Source organism: Nocardia caishijiensis NBRC 108228, from assembly GCF_001612825.1.
In the GTDB taxonomy this organism is placed as follows: domain Bacteria; phylum Actinomycetota; class Actinomycetes; order Mycobacteriales; family Mycobacteriaceae; genus Nocardia; species Nocardia caishijiensis.
In genome coordinates, this window is record NZ_BDBE01000026.1 from 62,720 (window position 1) to 77,662 (window position 14,943).

Here is a 14,943-nt window from a genome sequence, read left to right on the forward strand (position 1 = left end):
ACTGTGCGGTTCGCGCGGACCTGTCCTCCTCTCGCCGCATGGCCGAATCGAACACTCTCGCAGACACTCTCGCGATCACTGAGGCGATCACCCGGATGTTCGTGTACTGCGATCAGAAACGCTGGGACGACCTGGTCGCCGAGGTCTTCACCGACGAGGTCGACTTCGACGGCGACGAGGCCACCGCCCACGCCGACGCCATCGCGGTGCACGTGAACAACTCGGCCGTCAACGGCAGGACCCGCACCTTCATCGGCAGCTACGCGCTCGCCGCCCGCCGCACCGACGCGGGCCGGCGGATCAGCAAGTTCCACTACCTGCTGAAGGTGATCGAGGGCAACGCCGACCTGACTTAGTCCGGTCGGTCGATGCGGTACCCGTCTTCGGTGGCGACGACATCGGTGACGGGGCCGGTGGGGCGGCCGCAGCGGCGTTCGCAGCCGGACCAGTGTTGACGACCGGTCGTCACCACGTCGGCGGCGTCGAGGCCGGTCTCGGCCCGGTCCGGTGCATCGGCAGGGCGGATGCGTTCGGGGCCGGGCTCGGCTGCCGAGGAACGGCTCTCGGTCAGGAGTGTGCGCTCGGTATCGAGGCCGGGCTCGGCTGTCATGGAACGGCCCTCGGCCGGGAGCGCGCGCTCGATGTCGGCGCCGGGCTCGGCTGTTTCGAGGCTCTCGGTGGGGTCGGGTGGGTCGCCGCCGAGCACGCGTCCGGTGTCGACGGCGTCGGTGAGGTCGGCGCGGACATCGGTGTGGGACTTGGCGCAGCCGGGGCGGCCCGCGCAGGCGCTCACCCGTAGCCACGGGGAGTCGGCGTCGAAGATCAAGCCCATCGGCGCGAGCACCCGCACGACGGTCTCGGCGGGACCTTCCGCGAGGTCGGGCAGCACCACACTGCGCCACGGCGTGAGGAATACGGGCCGTTCCACGGCGGCGAGGAATTCGGCGACGCGGGCGGGCAGGGTACCGAGGGGGACACCGGCGCCGAGGGCGACCAGGCTGTCGTCCTGTTCGAACCAGCCGATCGGAACGTCGTGTGTCGCACCGAGTTCCAGGCGCGCACCGGTGGGGGAGCGGTCGAGGGTCTCGGTGACCTTCTCGACGCCGCCGGGGATCTCGTGCAACCGCCACTGCCCCGAATCCGCACGCAGGTCGAGGAAGCCGTGCGCGGCGTCGAGCATGACCGGGACGGCCTCGTCGGGAGTGACGCGGATGCCGGTATCGGTCCCGGCGAGCAGCACCGCGAACTCGTCGCCGACGGCCTGGATCCCGATGTCGCCGCGCAGGGTGCTCACGTCACCACGGCCGTCGTCGAGGGTGAACAGGACCCGGCCCGGCAGGTCGGCCAGCGCGCCATCGGACCGCAAGCCCGCATCGAGTTCGGTGGCCAGGCCGTGCACATCGGCGAATCCCCCCACCCGCCCGGACAGTGGTGACGCGACGATATTGCGCACCCGCTCGTGCGTCCGACTCGGCAGCAACCCCGCCGTCGCCAATCGGGCCGCGAGCTCACCGGCATCGCGCACCTGCCGCAACTGCACATTGCCGCGCGAGGTGAGTTCGAGGTTCCCGTTCCCCAGTTCGTGTGCGGCCTCCGCGAGCACCCGCACCTGCTCCGATTCCAGCCGCCCGCCGGGCACACGAATCCGCGCCAACGGTCCGTCGGCCGCCTCGTGCAGCCGCAGCACCCCTGGGCAAGAATCGGGAACACTCCTGGTCATGATTCCCCAGCCTACGACCATTCCGTCCCGGCGCCGATCGGTGACCTACCGGGTCCAGGCCGACCCGCATCCCCTGATCGGCGATCCGCAGCGACCGCTCCGGCGTCACAGCCTTCGTGGTGTGCCACGACCTGCCCGTGTTTGCGCATCGTCGGGAAACGGTATCCGCCTAGTGTTGGTGGCGGATCGCCACCGGAAGAACGCCCGACAGGAGAGGTCAACCGCATGCTGCGTGAATTCGTGGACAAGCGTGTCGTTCCCGCGCTCGACAAGGTCGCCCACGCGCAGGCGCCCGTGGTGCATCGTTACGTCGACTGGTTGGGAAGCAGGCACCCCGACGATTCACCCGTGGAACTCGTGCAGCGGCTCTCGCGCCAGTACCTGGTCGTCGTCACCGCCAGCGGCGTCACCGTCGGGCTCACCGCCGCCGTGCCCGGCATCGGCACGCTGATCGGTCTGGTTGCCACCGGCGTCGACACCGCCGTCTTCGTGGAAGCGTCGTCGGTGTTCTCGGTGGGTGCCGCCGCGGCCTACGGCGTGGCGCCCGAGGATCCGCGCCAGCTGAAATTGGTGTCGAAGGTGGTCCTCGGCGACTCGGGCACCAAGGTTCTCGACCAGACCGCGGGCCACACGAAGGGCAAGTGGCTCGGTGTGGTCACCGATCACATCCCCGGCCTGTCGAGCATGCCCGACGGACCGGCCAAACGCTTCATCGTGAACTACCTCGTCAAACGTGGCCTGCTCCTGTTCGGCACCCTCATTCCGGCGGGCATCGGCGCGGTCATCGGCGGTTACGGCAACAACGCGCTCGGCCGGCTGGTGATCGCCAACGTCTACCGTCACCTGGGCACCGGATCCCCGGAGATGGTCGCCGCGGGCACCCGCGGCGGTTCGTCTTGACCTTCGAGTCACTGGAAGCCTGAGCATGAGCCGGTGACCGACACCGAACTGATCACCATCGGAGCGTTCGCCCGCGTCTGCGGACTGAACGCCAGTGCTCTGCGCTTCTACGCCGACGCCGGAGTCCTCGTCCCCGCCCTGGTCGACGAGGACACCGGCTACCGCTACTACACCCCCGACCAGGCCGCTCCCGCGTGTCTGATCCGCCATCTGCGGGCCGTCGACATGCCGCTACCGGCTGTCGCGGCGGTACTCGCCGAACCCGACCCCACCCGGGCCACTCGTCTGCTCGACGCCCACCTCACCGAAATCCGTCGCCGCCGTGCCGAATTCGACGCGGCGGCGGCCGCCGCCCACCGCGCGCTCGGCGGTTACGTCCGACCGCTGCCCGACCGGACCGAGCGCGGTCCGGAGCTGTCTCCGCTCGACTCGGCCGAGGAGACCGTCCGAATCGGCGGACCGGTGCTCGCGGCGGCGATCGACCAGGTCCTCACCGCCACCCTCGCCGACTCGGCCCTGCCCGTGCTCGACACCGTCCTGTTCGAGGCGGGCGCCGAAGGGTTGACGCTCACCGCCACCGACCGATACCGGCTGGCCTCGCGCACGCTGCGCCCGATCACCGCGACGACAGCGTGGACCGCCACCATCGACGCCACCGCGCTGCGGTCGACAACCTCCTGGCTTCGCCGTCGACACACCGTCGTTCTCCGACCGACCCCCGACCACCTCGAATTCGCCTGTGCCACCGCGGATCCCGATGCGTCCGTGCCACAGCGTTGCCGCCGCTCCGCCGAGGACTTCCCGAACTACCGGGCCATGCTCGCGGCGCTGCCCCCGACCCGGAGCAGGGTCGTCCTGCCTCGCCGACACTTTCTGGAGGCGATGGAACGCGCGGCCGCGCCGACCCTGACGCTGCACCTCAGCTCCCCGGACACGCTCACCGTCTCCGTTCCGGGGCGTGACGCCGCACCGGATCAGTCGATCACGGACAACCAGACCACGGTCGATGCGGCTGTCACCGGTGAATCGATGACCGTCCACTTCGCCCTGACCACCCTCTACCCGGCCGTCGCGGGTGCGATCGGCCCCGACATCATGCTCGACCTGTCGGCACCCGACCTCCCCGCTCGCATCCGCTCGGCCGACGACGGCGACCTCTTGACCCTGGCCATGCCCTGCGAAGCCGCCCCGGCGTAGTGCTCGACCTGCCGGGTTGCGGCCCGGCAGGTCCGGTGCTAATTTAACTGCATGCACAAGCATGAACTTGCGGAACGGGGAGACCTTCCGGTCGGCGACCCGGTCGACGAGTGGTTTCGTGCGTCCGCTCTCGTCGCGACCGTCGACTCCGGTCTCGGGAAGTGGCTGACGCTGCATCACGGCATCGGGCTCACCGAGTACCACGCCCTTCGGCAGCTCGCCGCCGCTCCGGACAAGGAGATCCGGGTCAGCGAGCTGGCCGGTCGGATCGGGCTCAATCAGAGTTCGGTGACCCGGTTGCTCGGGCGCCTCGAAGGGCGCGGGTTCACGCGACGGGATCTGTGTTCGGAGGACGGCCGCGGTGTGTACGCGGTGATCACCCCGGCGGGGGAGGTGCTCGTGCGGGAGGCGCGTGAGCCCTTCCGGCTCCAGTTGGAACGCCTCCTCGCTGACGCCGCCGAGCTGTCACCGATCGTCGATGCGCTGGTCGCGCGTCGTTCGGAGACCGACCATCTGAACTCCTGACCTCGTCGCTGTTCGGTGAGGTTCTGACCGCAAATATATGTATGTACAACCAAAGAAAGGCATTATCGTGAGCTGGCTCTATCTCGCCATCGCCGTCGTCTTCGAGATCGCCGTCGCGCTGGCGGCCGGAAAAGCCAAGGGCTTCACCGACCTTCGATGGACGATCGCCACACTGGTCAGCGGTGCGATCGCGACCTACTTCCTGAGTCTCGCCCTGCTCACCTTCGACGTCGGCGCCGGGTACGCGATCTGGACCTCCCTGGCCGGTGTCGGGATCGTCGTCCTCGGTGCGGTGCTGTTCGGTCAGCGCGTGGACTGGCGAAAGGTGGTTGGCATCGTGATCGTCATCGGCGGTGTCGTCGGCCTGCAGCTCAGCGGTGGCGCCTGAGCAACCTCGTTCGAAACCCCACTCCTGTCTCACCGAAAGGCCGAACAATGACCACCGAGAACCGCACTCCCGCCACTGCCTGGCTCGTCCTCCTGCTCGCAGGCGCCTTCGAAGTCGGCTACGCCTTGGCGGTGGGCGGCAGCCACGGCTTCACCGTCCTCACCTGGTCGCTGGTCGCGATCGTCTTCTTCCTGCTCACCCTCTTCGCCCTCAGCGTCGCGCTGAAGACGATCGACGTCGGCATCGGCTACGCCGTCTGGGCGGGCATCGGGGCGGTCGGCGCCGCGCTGCTCGGGCCGGTGTTCTTCGCGGAAACGCTCACCGTTCTCAAAGCCTTCTGGCTCGCCGTGATCATCGCGGGTGTCGTCTGGCTCAAGCTCGCGGACCGCGCCGAGGCCGCCTGAGCGAGGCCTGGACGCGGGCTGGAAAGTTGCGGGCGCGTCCGGGCCAGTACCATCGACTTGCTCGGCGGGCGTCGAGGAAACCGGTGGAAATCCGGTGCGGTCGCGCCACTGTGAACAGCCAGACCCTCTCCGGCGAGCACCGCAACCCGATGGGCGCGTCAACCCGAGGAAGGTCTCACCCTGTGATCCTGCTGCTGTCCACCTCCGACACCGACCTGCTGAGCGCCCGGGCGAGCGGCGCCGAGTACCGGTGGGCCAACCCGGCCCGCCTGCTGGTCGAGGATCTGGGGGAGCTGCTCGACGGCGTCGACCTGGTGATCGTGCGCATCCTCGGCGGCAGGCGCGCCTGGGAGGAGGGCCTGGACGCGGTGCGGGCCAGCGGGATTCCGATGGTCGCGCTCGGCGGCGAGATCGCTCCGGACGCGGAACTGATGGAGTGTTCCACCGTGCCGGTCGGCGTCGCCGCCGACGCCCACAACTACCTCGCCGCGGGTGGCGCCGACAACCTGCGTCAGCTCGCCAACTTCCTGTCCGACACGGTGTTGCTCACCGGTCACGGGTTCGAGCCGCCGGTCCAGTTGCCGACCTGGGGCGAGCTCGAACGCTCGGCGCGCATCCTCGAACCGCACGCCCCAACGGTCGCCGTCGTCTACTACCGCGCCCAGCACCTGGCGGGCAACACCGGTTACGTCGATGCATTGTGCACAGCCATCGAAGCCAAGGGCGCCCGTGCCCTGCCCGTCTACGCGGCGTCGCTGCGAACCGCCGAGCCGGAACTGCTCACCCTCCTCGGCCGGGCCGACGCCCTGGTGGTCACCGTGCTCGCCGCGGGCGGCAGCAAGCCCGCCACCGCGTCGGCGGGTGGCGACGACGAGGCCTGGGACGTGGCCGCGCTGGCCGCCCTCGACGTGCCGATCCTGCAGGGCCTGTGCCTGACCAGCCCGCGCGCCCAGTGGGAGGCCAACGACGACGGCCTGTCCCCGCTCGACGTCGCCACCCAGGTGGCGGTGCCGGAGTTCGACGGCCGCATCATCACGGTGCCGTTCTCGTTCAAGGAGTTCGACGAGGACGGGCTGTCCACCTACGCCCCCGATCCCGAACGCGCGGCCCGCGTCGCCGGGATCGCGGTCCGCCACGCCCGGCTGCGTCATATTCCCAACGGCGACAAGCGGATCGCGCTCATGCTGTCGGCCTACCCGACCAAACACGCCCGTATCGGCAATGCCGTCGGCCTCGACACCCCGGCGAGCGCCATCCGCCTGCTCGCCGAAATGCGTTCCGCCGGTTACGACCTCGGCGACATCGACGAGATCCCCGGCCTCGCCGAAGGCGACGGTGACGCCCTGATCCACGCCCTGATCGCCGCAGGCGGCCAGGATCCCGACTGGCTCAGCGCCGAACAGCTCGAGGGCAACCCGATCCGCATCGGTGCCACCGTCTACTCCCGCTGGTTCGAGTCGCTGCCCGCCGACCTGCGTGCGGCCGTGGTCGAGGCTTGGGGTCCGCCGCCGGGCGAACTGTATGTGGACCGCTCGTCCGACCCGGCCGGTGAGATCGTGATCGCCGCACTGCGTTTCGGCAATGTGGTGCTGATGGTGCAGCCGCCTCGCGGTTTCGGGGAGAACCCGGTCGCCATCTACCACGATCCCGATCTGCCGCCGAGCCATCACTACCTGGCGGCCTACCGGTGGCTGTCGTCGGCCGACGGTTTCGGTGCCGACGCGATGGTGCACCTCGGCAAGCACGGCAATCTGGAATGGCTGCCCGGCAAGACCCTCGGCATGTCCGCGTCCTGCGGCACCGACGCCGCGCTCGGCGACCTGCCGCTGATCTACCCGTTCCTGGTGAACGACCCCGGTGAGGGCACGCAGGCCAAGCGCCGCGCCCACGCCACCCTCGTCGACCACCTCATCCCGCCGATGGCGCGGGCCGAGACCTACGGCGACATCTCACGTCTGGAACAGTTGCTCGACGAGCACGCCAACATCTCCGCCCTGGACCCGGCCAAGCTGCCCGCCATCCGCCAGCAGATCTGGACGCTCATGCGCGCGGCCAAGATGGACCACGACCTCGGCCTGGCCGAACGCCCCGACGAGGACGTCTTCGACGACATGCTCCTGCACGTCGACGGCTGGCTCTGCGAGATCAAGGATGTGCAGATCCGCGACGGGCTGCACATCCTCGGCCACGCCCCCGAGGGCGAGATGGAACTCGACCTGGTGCTGGCCATGCTGCGCGCCCGTCAGTTGTGGGGTGGCGAACAGAACGTCCCCGGCCTGCGAGAAGCGTTGGGGCTCAGCGAAGCCGGTGACGAAGCCCGCACCCGCGTGGATGTGGTGGAAGCCCGCGCCCGTGAGCTGCTCGCAGCCTTGCAAGCGACGGACTGGTCCGTGGATGCCGTGGACGCGCTGGTCGACGACTACGCCACCGCGATTCTCGCCGGGGGAGTCGACGATTCCTCCGCGTCCGAGTCCGCGAGCGTGACCGAGGGAGCCGGGACCGCCGCAGCGGTAGGCGATGTCGACTCGACGGACGACGCCGCCCGAAACACGGCTGACGGCGTGGTTGCAGTCGGAACAGCTGGTCGGTCGGACACCATGAGCGCTGCCGCACCAGGCGGAACGGCTGCGGCAGGCGGTGTCGCGGTGAGCGGGCGGCTGGACGCGGTGAAGACCGTGCTGCGGTTCGCCGCGACCGAGGTCGTTCCGCGCCTGCGCGAGACCGGTATCGAGATCGCCCGAGTCCTGCACGCCCTCAACGGTGGTTTCATTCCCGCGGGCCCCAGCGGTTCCCCGCTGCGCGGTCTCATCAACGTGCTGCCGACCGGTCGCAACTTCTATTCCGTCGATCCGAAGGCCGTCCCGTCACGCCTGGCCTGGGAGACCGGCCAGGCCATGGCCGAGTCCCTGCTCGCGCGGTACCTGGCCGACCACGGCGAGTACCCGAAGTCGGTCGGCCTGTCGGTGTGGGGCACCTCGGCCATGCGCACCTCCGGCGACGACATCGCCGAGGTCTTCGCCCTGCTCGGCGTGCGCCCTGTGTGGGACGAGGCGAGCCGCCGCGTCACCTCCCTCGAGGTGATTCCCGTGGACGAACTCGGTCGCCCGCGCATCGACGTCACCGTGCGCATCTCCGGCTTCTTCCGCGACGCCTTCCCCCACGTGCTCGCGCTGCTCGACGACGCCGTACGCCTCGTGGCCGCCCTCGACGAACCGGCCGAGGCGAATTATGTTCGCGCCCACGCCGACGCGGACCTGGCCGAGCACGGTGACGCCCGCCGCGCCACCACCCGCATCTTCGGTTCCAAGCCCGGCACGTACGGCGCGGGCCTGCTGCAGCTCATCGACTCCAAGAGCTGGCGCACCGACGACGACCTCGCCCAGGTGTACACCACCTGGGGTGGCTACGCCTACGGCCGGGACCTCGACGGCGCCCCCGCCGCCGACGACATGCGCACCGCCTACCAGCGCATCGCGGTGGCGGCCAAGAACACCGACACCCGCGAACACGACATCGCCGACTCCGACGACTACTTCCAGTACCACGGCGGCATGGTCGCCACGGTCCGCGCGCTCACCGGGAGGAACCCCGAGGCCTACATCGGCGACTCCACCCGCCCCGACGCGGTCCGCACCCGCACCCTCTCGGAGGAAACCGCCCGCGTGTTCCGTGCGCGCGTGGTGAACCCGCGCTGGCTCGAGGCGATGCGCCGCCACGGCTACAAGGGTGCCTTCGAGATGGCCGCGACCGTCGACTACCTGTTCGGCTACGACGCGACGACCAACGTGGTCGCCGACTGGATGTACGAAAAGCTCTCCGAGAGCTATGTTTTCGACGATGTGAACCGCAAGTTCATGGAGCAGTCCAACCCCTGGGCCCTGCACGGCATCGCCGAACGACTGCTCGAGGCGGCCGAGCGCGAGCTCTGGGAGCATCCCGAGCCGGAAACCCTGGACAAGCTGCGTCAGATCTACCTCGAGACCGAGGGCGAACTCGAGTAGTCGGCCTGCGCGGCCCGCAGGAGAATCCGGTCACGGTAGATCCGCAGGGCCGCGATCACGGCGAAGACGGCGGTGAGCAGGCCGCACAGCACCCGTGCCGCGTGCGCGACCCCGATTTCGCCGACCGTGCGTCGCAATTCGTTGACCGTGTACAGGGCACGATCCTCGAACAGGATCGGCCAGCGCGGCCACAGGTACAGCATCGACAGCAGGAACATCCCCGAGACGAACGGCACGATCGAGGCGAGCAGCCAGCCACGGGCCCGCCCCGACCACACCCCGGCCGCGACCGCCAGGACGGCGCTCAGCGTCAGCACCATGCCGAGCGGACGCATCACACTGCCGACCGAGACCACGGCGGTGAACTCATCTGCCACCGCCAGCGACGCCGGAACATCGTGGAAGTAGTTCGGGTACAGGAAGATCGTCTCCGCGACCATGGTGCACAGCACCAGGGTCGCCAGCACGGCGTAGACGGTCGCGGTCGTGAGCGCGATGGTGAGTTTTCGCACGGTGTTCTCCTCGTCGGTGTGCCCTCGACGCTAGGCCGATGCCGGATCGGCGACATCCGGTGTCGACCCTGAACTCCGGTCGGGGAACTCACCCAGGTCTCGTGGCCGAGGAGCCCGATGTGTCGATCACGTTCTCGCGCATGCCGATCGGCGTCGAGATGGGCATCGAGGCGGAGGGTCACCTCAGCGACGACGGGATCGCGGCGGGCGCGGCCGTGCTCTACGACGCCGACGGCGCGTTCGGGATGTGCACCAGCACCCTGGCCGACGAGAGTCACCAGATCCGCGGCGCCTCATCGATGAGCTCACCGACACCGTCATGGCGGAGCTGGCCTCGGGCCACTGAGCGCTCGGATCACGGTTCGTGCGAGCGTGTTTCGAGGGGTAGGTCGCCGACCTCGATGCCTTGGGCGCGCAAGGCGAGCGGGACCTGCCGGGTGAAGCGCCGCGGCGGGCGGTAGTGGGTGCTGTGATCCGACACCAGCAGCACCCGGCCCTGCCTGGCCACGATCTCCCCGGCGGCGGCCACCGGGCCACCGGCCAGGAAGCTGGAGTGGTGGAACCGGCCGAGCAGGTGCTGAGGCGAGGAGTACAGCGTGCCCGTGGCGTCCATGACGAAGATGGCCCGGCCACCCTCCGGCGACCACAGCGTGCTGGCCTCGGTGGTGTCGAACAGGGCACCGTCGGCGGCGTGGAGCAGGCCGTCGCGGGCGTGCAGCCGGAACCGCTGGCGCGCGTGCTCATCGAGGTAGGCGACGTGACTGTCGGCCCACACCCGGTTGCCCGGCAGGTGCTCCCCGGTGAACTCCGGCCGCAACGGTGTCGTCTCGAACGCTGGTCTCTGCGACGGTGCCGACGCGGAATCCGTTCGGGCGCCGAACAATCGGCGAATACGGTCGGCGAAACTCGTCACGCGGGTACCAGGGTGACGATCACTTCGTCGGCGATCGTTTCCGCTTTCACCAGGGCCTCGCCGAGGTAGAGGGTCGCGGCGCGAGGGCGGCCGTCGGGCAGGGGTACCACCGAGACCGCGTCGACACGACGGCCGGTGAAGGCGCGGTAGGGCTCTTCGTCGGTGACATCGAACGCGGTGTATTTGCCCGATTCGGCGACGTATTCGATATTGACCGGGTCGACGAGCGGTTCGAACGGATCACGCCACGGCGCCGACCGGATCCGCAGTTCCGAGCCGTCCACCCCGGAATCGAGCAGCAGGGTGGCACCGTTGTGGAAGGTGAACTCGATCGGTCCCTCGGAGCGGTCGACCTCGTCACCGAGGACGTAGAACATGCGGCGGACGGCGACAATGGTCCCGTCGACCGCGCCGTTGAGCGCGCTTCGGCCGTGTTCGTCGTTGTCGGACACCAGTTTCCTCTGACATCGCCGGGCAGATGAGTCATCATGTCGCCGCACCCGCTCGCCACGCAACTCCACCGGCGTGCCGCCCCGCGCCCGCCCACTCGTACCATGACTTCATGGGCGAGCCCACCCTGGACCTGGTGGAGCGTGCGGCCGAGCTGCTGGCCGGACGCCGCGTCGTGGTGGTGTCCGGGGCGGGTCTGAGCACCGACAGCGGAATCCCCGACTACCGCGGCCCCGACTCACCACCCCGCAATCCGATGACCTATCAGCAGTTCGTCGGCGACGCGGCCTTCCGGCAGCGGTACTGGGCCCGCAATCACCTCGGCTGGCGGCGAATGGACGCCGCCCGCCCGAATCCGGGCCACCGCGCGCTGGCCCGGCTGGAACACGCGGACGTGGTGTCGGGGGTGATCACGCAGAACGTCGACCTGCTGCACACGAAAGCCGGTGCTCGCCGGGTCATCGACCTGCACGGCACGTACGCCCGCGTGTGCTGCCTGCGCTGCGCGGCGGTGATCTCCCGCATGACCCTGGCCGAACAGCTGGAGGCGGCCAACCCCGGTTTCGCCGACGAGGTTTCGCACGGCGGGGGCATCGAGGTCGCGCCCGACGCGGATGCGGTGGTCACCGACACCGACCGCTTCCGGATGCTCGACTGTGCCCGGTGCGGCGGCATGCTCAAGCCCGATATCGTCTACTTCGGCGAAACCGTGCCAGCCGAGCGGGTGGCGGCGGCCTTCGCCCTGGTCGACGACGCCGAGGCACTGCTGGTGGCGGGATCGTCGCTCACCGTGATGTCCGGTCTGCGATTCGTCCGCCGCGCCGCGAAGAACGGTGTGCCGGTGGTGATCGTGAACCGCGGCGCAACCCGCGCCGACGACCTGGCCGCCGTGCGCATTCCGGCCGGTTGTTCGCAGACCCTGTCCACCCTGGCCGACCGGCTCACCACCGCGACCCCGGCCGTACCGCGATGAGCGCCCCTGTCGAGGCGTACTTTTCGGGCAAACCGCACTCGCGTGAGATCTTCGGAGTATTGCGCGAATTGATCGCGAGCAATGGTCCGGTGGAGGTGTCGGTGGCCTCGCAGATCGTTTTCGCCGTCGCGCGGAAGTTCGCGTGGGTGTGGCTCTACAACGTCACCGGAAAGAATCCCGAAGGCACCGTGCAGATCATGCTCGCGCTCGACCGGGAAACGGCGCACCCACCGGTCTACCGAGTGACACAGGTGGGCCGCGCTCGCTGGAATCACCTGGTAGTGGTGCATTCTCTCGATGAGGCTCGCGACCCACGACTGGCGGAACTGATCGCCGCCGCCTACCGTTTCGGCGCGAAATGAACGGTAACTTGATCCCTCGGTGACGGCCCCGGATCCGACGTGGGTAAGCTCTGGCCACCAGCGCGTGAAGAGTTCCACCCGCGGCGCAAAGTTTTCCTCGCAGCGGGGTTGTCGGCCCTCGTGTGGGCCGAATGATCGACACCCACCAGCCAGCCGATCAGAACCAGGGCTTTTCCATGACCGATACCGTCGTCGCCGAACCACGCCTCACGCACCGCCGGACACTCACCATCCTGTCCGGCCTGCTATTGGGGGTGTTCCTGGCCGCGCTCGACCAGAACATCGTCAGCGTCGCGATCGTGCGGATCGCGAACAGCCTCGACGGCTTCGACGAACAGGCCTGGGCGACAACGGCATACCTCATCACCGCGACCGTCACCACGCCCCTCTACGGCAAACTCGCCGACATCTACGGGCGTAAACCGTTCTATCTGCTGGCGATCGCACTGTTCGTCATCGGTTCGGCGGCCTGCTGCTTCGCCCAGACGATGTACCAGCTGGCGGGCTGCCGTGCGTTCCAGGGGCTCGGGGCCGGTGGGCTGATGTCGTTGGCGTTCACCATCGTCGGCGACATCGTGCCCGCCCGCGAACGCGTCCGCTACCAGGGTTACTTCCTCATGGTCTTCGGCATCGCCACCGTGCTCGGTCCGGTGGTCGGTGGCTTCCTGTCCGATTACGAGAGTCTCGGCGGGATCGAGGGCTGGCGCTGGGTGTTCCTGGTGAACGTGCCGGTGGGCATCCTGGCGTTCCTGGTGGTGTGGCGGGTGCTGAATGTCGACCACATCCGGCAGCGCAGCCGGATCGACTGGTTCGGCGCCCTCGCGCTCGTCGCCGGGGTGGTGCCGCTGCTGATCGTCGCCGAACAGGGCAGGTTGTGGGGCTGGACGTCTCCGAAATCGTTGCTCTGCTACGGCATCTGCGCGGGCGGGCTGCTGGTATTCGTGATCGTGGAATTCCTGATGAAGGACGCCGCGCTCATCCCGCTGCGGTTGTTCCGCAGTTCCACGTTCAGCATCGCCATCCTCGGCGGCTTCCTCGTCGGTGTTGCCATGTTCGGCGCCATCACGATGGTTCCGCAATACCTGCAGGTGGTGCGGGGTTTCTCGCCCACCGAAGCCGGGTTGCTGATGTTGCCGCTGGTGCTCGGCATCATGGTCGGTGCCCAGCTGTCGGGGTTGATCACCAAGGCCAGTGGGCGCTACAAGGTGCTGCCGGTTCTCGGCGCGCTGATCCTGGCGATCGGCTGTGGCCTGTTCGCTCGCATCACCTACGACGGCCCACTGTGGCAACCACTGGCCTACAGCGCGATCATGGGTTTCGGGCTCGGTGGCTGCATGCAGACTCTGGTGATCGCCGCGCAGAACGCGGTCGGCCGCACCGAGATGGGCGTGTCGACGGCGGCGGCCACCTTCTTCCGGCAGCTCGGCGGCACCCTCGGCGTCGCGATCTTCCTCACCGTGCTGTTCGATCGGCTGCCCGGCTCCATCCTGAGCGCGTTCGGCGGCACCCTCCCGCCGGGTTTGGACGCGGCCCGGCTCGAGGCCCTGCAGAGCGACACCAGCGGCATCGCCGCCCTGCCCGACCACCTCCGCATCCCGATCCTCGAGGGCTTCACCGACTCGATGCACACCGTGTTCCTGCTGGCCGCCGATCTGGCGATCGTCGCCTGCCTGGTGCTGGTGTTCATGAAAGAGATTCCGCTGCAGGAGGATCCGGTTCCCGACGAGACCGCCGAGGGTGCCCAGCTGCGGGATGTGAGCCTCTACGACGCCCACGAGATGGCGGGCAAACTGCGGCCGGGGGCGACCGGTCGGGTGATCGCGGGCCTGTTGCGTCGCGACGATGCCCGACCCGTCCCGTCGGCCACGCTCACCCTGATCGATCAGCACGGCCACCAAGTGGCGCGCGGCAACGGTGACACCGACGGTGCGTACCTGATCGAGGCACCGCGACCGGGCAACTATGTCCTCATCGCGGCCGCCGCCGGTCATCAGCCCGAGGCGGTGAGCGTGTCGGTCGGCGAGCGTGCCCAGCACGTCGACCTGATGCTCACCGGTGCGGGGGAACTCACCGGGATGGTGCGCTCGGCGCGGCGCGGCGAACCGCTGTGTGGTGCGACGGTGACCCTGACCGATCCCGAAGGGGAGGTGGTCGGGGCGGCGATCACGGGCGAGGACGGCACCTACGTCTGCCGTGACGTCGTCAGCGGCACCTACACCCTGGTCGCGGTGGCCGACCACATGCGCCCGACAGCACTCGCCCTGACCGTCCCGGAAACCGGCTCACTGCACCGCGACATCGACCTGGAGCCGATGGCCATCCTGACGGGCTCGGCCTGGGTCGACGGCGACCGCCCGGTCGCGGATGTCGAGATCACCGTCCTCGATTCCAGCGGCGACCCGGCCGCCACCACCCGCACCGACGACCAGGGCCGCTACCTGGTGCCCGACCTGCCCGAGGGGGAGTACACCGTTGTCGCTCGCGGCTACCCACCGGTCGCGAGCCAGGTGGCGGTCACCCGTGGAGAGATCACTCACGACGTCACCCTGGGATACGACAACGAAGAATCGATGCATCGCCGGTAGTCAGTGGTCCGGT

Annotated in this window: 14 protein-coding genes; 10 read left to right on the forward strand and 4 right to left on the reverse strand. The window is 69.0% G+C overall.

What is annotated here, in order from left to right; translation table 11 throughout:
• Positions 1-38: 38 nt before the first annotated feature.
• The gene (locus NC7_RS10440; RefSeq protein WP_067981391.1) at positions 39-356 is read left to right on the forward strand and encodes a nuclear transport factor 2 family protein; all 318 of its coding nucleotides are present in this window, start codon (positions 39-41) and stop codon (positions 354-356) included.
• Here the strand turns inward: NC7_RS10440 and cobG are convergent.
• Entirely contained in the window at positions 353-1,720 is a 1,368-nt protein-coding gene (gene cobG / locus NC7_RS10445; RefSeq protein WP_067981392.1) for a precorrin-3B synthase, read from the reverse strand. The two genes, NC7_RS10440 and cobG, sit on opposite strands and share 4 nt — an antisense overlap.
• 225 nt (positions 1,721-1,945) lie before the next feature.
• Between cobG and NC7_RS10450 the strand changes: the two genes are divergently transcribed.
• The 6 genes from NC7_RS10450 (at position 1,946) to cobN (ending at position 9,135) form a co-directional block, all read left to right on the forward strand.
• Complete coding sequence (locus tag NC7_RS10450; protein WP_067981393.1) at positions 1,946-2,620, forward strand: hypothetical protein; 675 nt, start codon at positions 1,946-1,948, stop codon at positions 2,618-2,620.
• 33 nt (positions 2,621-2,653) lie between these two features.
• Positions 2,654-3,817 (forward strand): MerR family transcriptional regulator, encoded by a 1,164-nt coding sequence (locus NC7_RS10455; protein ID WP_067981394.1) that lies wholly within the window; start codon positions 2,654-2,656, stop codon positions 3,815-3,817.
• Positions 3,818-3,868: 51 nt separating this feature from the next.
• A complete protein-coding gene (locus NC7_RS10460; RefSeq protein ID WP_067981395.1) occupies positions 3,869-4,342 on the forward strand; it encodes a MarR family transcriptional regulator in 474 nt (157 codons plus the stop codon).
• A 67-nt stretch (positions 4,343-4,409) separates the two neighbouring features.
• Positions 4,410-4,730: a DMT family transporter gene (locus tag NC7_RS10465; protein WP_067981425.1), complete on the forward strand. Its 321-nt coding sequence runs from the start codon at positions 4,410-4,412 to the stop codon at positions 4,728-4,730.
• Between the two features lie 47 nt (positions 4,731-4,777).
• A complete protein-coding gene (locus NC7_RS10470; protein WP_067981396.1) occupies positions 4,778-5,134 on the forward strand; it encodes a DMT family transporter in 357 nt (118 codons plus the stop codon).
• Between the two features lie 182 nt (positions 5,135-5,316).
• Positions 5,317-9,135: a cobaltochelatase subunit CobN gene (gene cobN, locus NC7_RS10475; protein ID WP_067981397.1), complete on the forward strand. Its 3,819-nt coding sequence runs from the start codon at positions 5,317-5,319 to the stop codon at positions 9,133-9,135.
• Here the strand turns inward: cobN and NC7_RS10480 are convergent.
• The 3 genes from NC7_RS10480 to NC7_RS10490 all read right to left on the reverse strand — a co-directional run bounded on the left by NC7_RS10480 (position 9,105) and on the right by NC7_RS10490 (position 11,012).
• Positions 9,105-9,647, reverse strand: a complete 543-nt coding sequence (locus tag NC7_RS10480; RefSeq protein ID WP_067981398.1) for a hypothetical protein — start codon at positions 9,645-9,647, stop codon at positions 9,105-9,107. The two genes, cobN and NC7_RS10480, sit on opposite strands and share 31 nt — an antisense overlap.
• A gap of 355 nt (positions 9,648-10,002) precedes the next feature.
• The gene (locus NC7_RS10485) at positions 10,003-10,560 is read right to left on the reverse strand and encodes an IQM protein middle domain-containing protein (RefSeq protein WP_067981399.1); all 558 of its coding nucleotides are present in this window, start codon (positions 10,558-10,560) and stop codon (positions 10,003-10,005) included.
• Entirely contained in the window at positions 10,557-11,012 is a 456-nt protein-coding gene (locus NC7_RS10490) for a hypothetical protein (RefSeq protein WP_067981400.1), read from the reverse strand. The genes NC7_RS10485 and NC7_RS10490 overlap by 4 nt, the downstream gene beginning before the upstream one ends.
• A 110-nt stretch (positions 11,013-11,122) precedes the next feature.
• On the opposite strand from NC7_RS10490, the gene NC7_RS10495 reads away from it, so the two are divergent.
• The 3 genes from NC7_RS10495 to NC7_RS10505 all read left to right on the forward strand — a co-directional run bounded on the left by NC7_RS10495 (position 11,123) and on the right by NC7_RS10505 (position 14,930).
• The gene (locus NC7_RS10495; protein WP_067981401.1) at positions 11,123-11,983 is read left to right on the forward strand and encodes an NAD-dependent protein deacetylase; all 861 of its coding nucleotides are present in this window, start codon (positions 11,123-11,125) and stop codon (positions 11,981-11,983) included.
• A complete protein-coding gene (locus tag NC7_RS10500; protein ID WP_067981402.1) occupies positions 11,980-12,345 on the forward strand; it encodes a DUF5655 domain-containing protein in 366 nt (121 codons plus the stop codon). Before NC7_RS10495 ends, NC7_RS10500 begins: the two co-directional genes overlap by 4 nt.
• Before the next feature lie 176 nt (positions 12,346-12,521).
• Positions 12,522-14,930, forward strand: a complete 2,409-nt coding sequence (locus tag NC7_RS10505; protein ID WP_067981428.1) for an MFS transporter — start codon at positions 12,522-12,524, stop codon at positions 14,928-14,930.
• Positions 14,931-14,943 lie beyond the last annotated feature (13 nt).

Excerpts from the sequence above, each read along its gene's own strand:
- NC7_RS10500 (WP_067981402.1), top strand. The coding sequence starts at position 11,980 with ATGAGCGCCCCTGTCGAGGCGTACTTTTCGGGCAAACCGCACTCGCGT.
- NC7_RS10470 (WP_067981396.1), top strand. The coding sequence starts at position 4,778 with ATGACCACCGAGAACCGCACTCCCGCCACTGCCTGGCTCGTCCTCCTG.
- cobG (WP_067981392.1), bottom strand. The coding sequence starts at position 1,720 with ATGACCAGGAGTGTTCCCGATTCTTGCCCAGGGGTGCTGCGGCTGCAC.
- NC7_RS10495 (WP_067981401.1), top strand. The coding sequence starts at position 11,123 with ATGGGCGAGCCCACCCTGGACCTGGTGGAGCGTGCGGCCGAGCTGCTG.
- NC7_RS10505 (WP_067981428.1), top strand. The coding sequence starts at position 12,522 with ATGACCGATACCGTCGTCGCCGAACCACGCCTCACGCACCGCCGGACA.
- NC7_RS10440 (WP_067981391.1), top strand. The coding sequence starts at position 39 with ATGGCCGAATCGAACACTCTCGCAGACACTCTCGCGATCACTGAGGCG.
- NC7_RS10460 (WP_067981395.1), top strand. The coding sequence starts at position 3,869 with ATGCACAAGCATGAACTTGCGGAACGGGGAGACCTTCCGGTCGGCGAC.
- NC7_RS10450 (WP_067981393.1), top strand. The coding sequence starts at position 1,946 with ATGCTGCGTGAATTCGTGGACAAGCGTGTCGTTCCCGCGCTCGACAAG.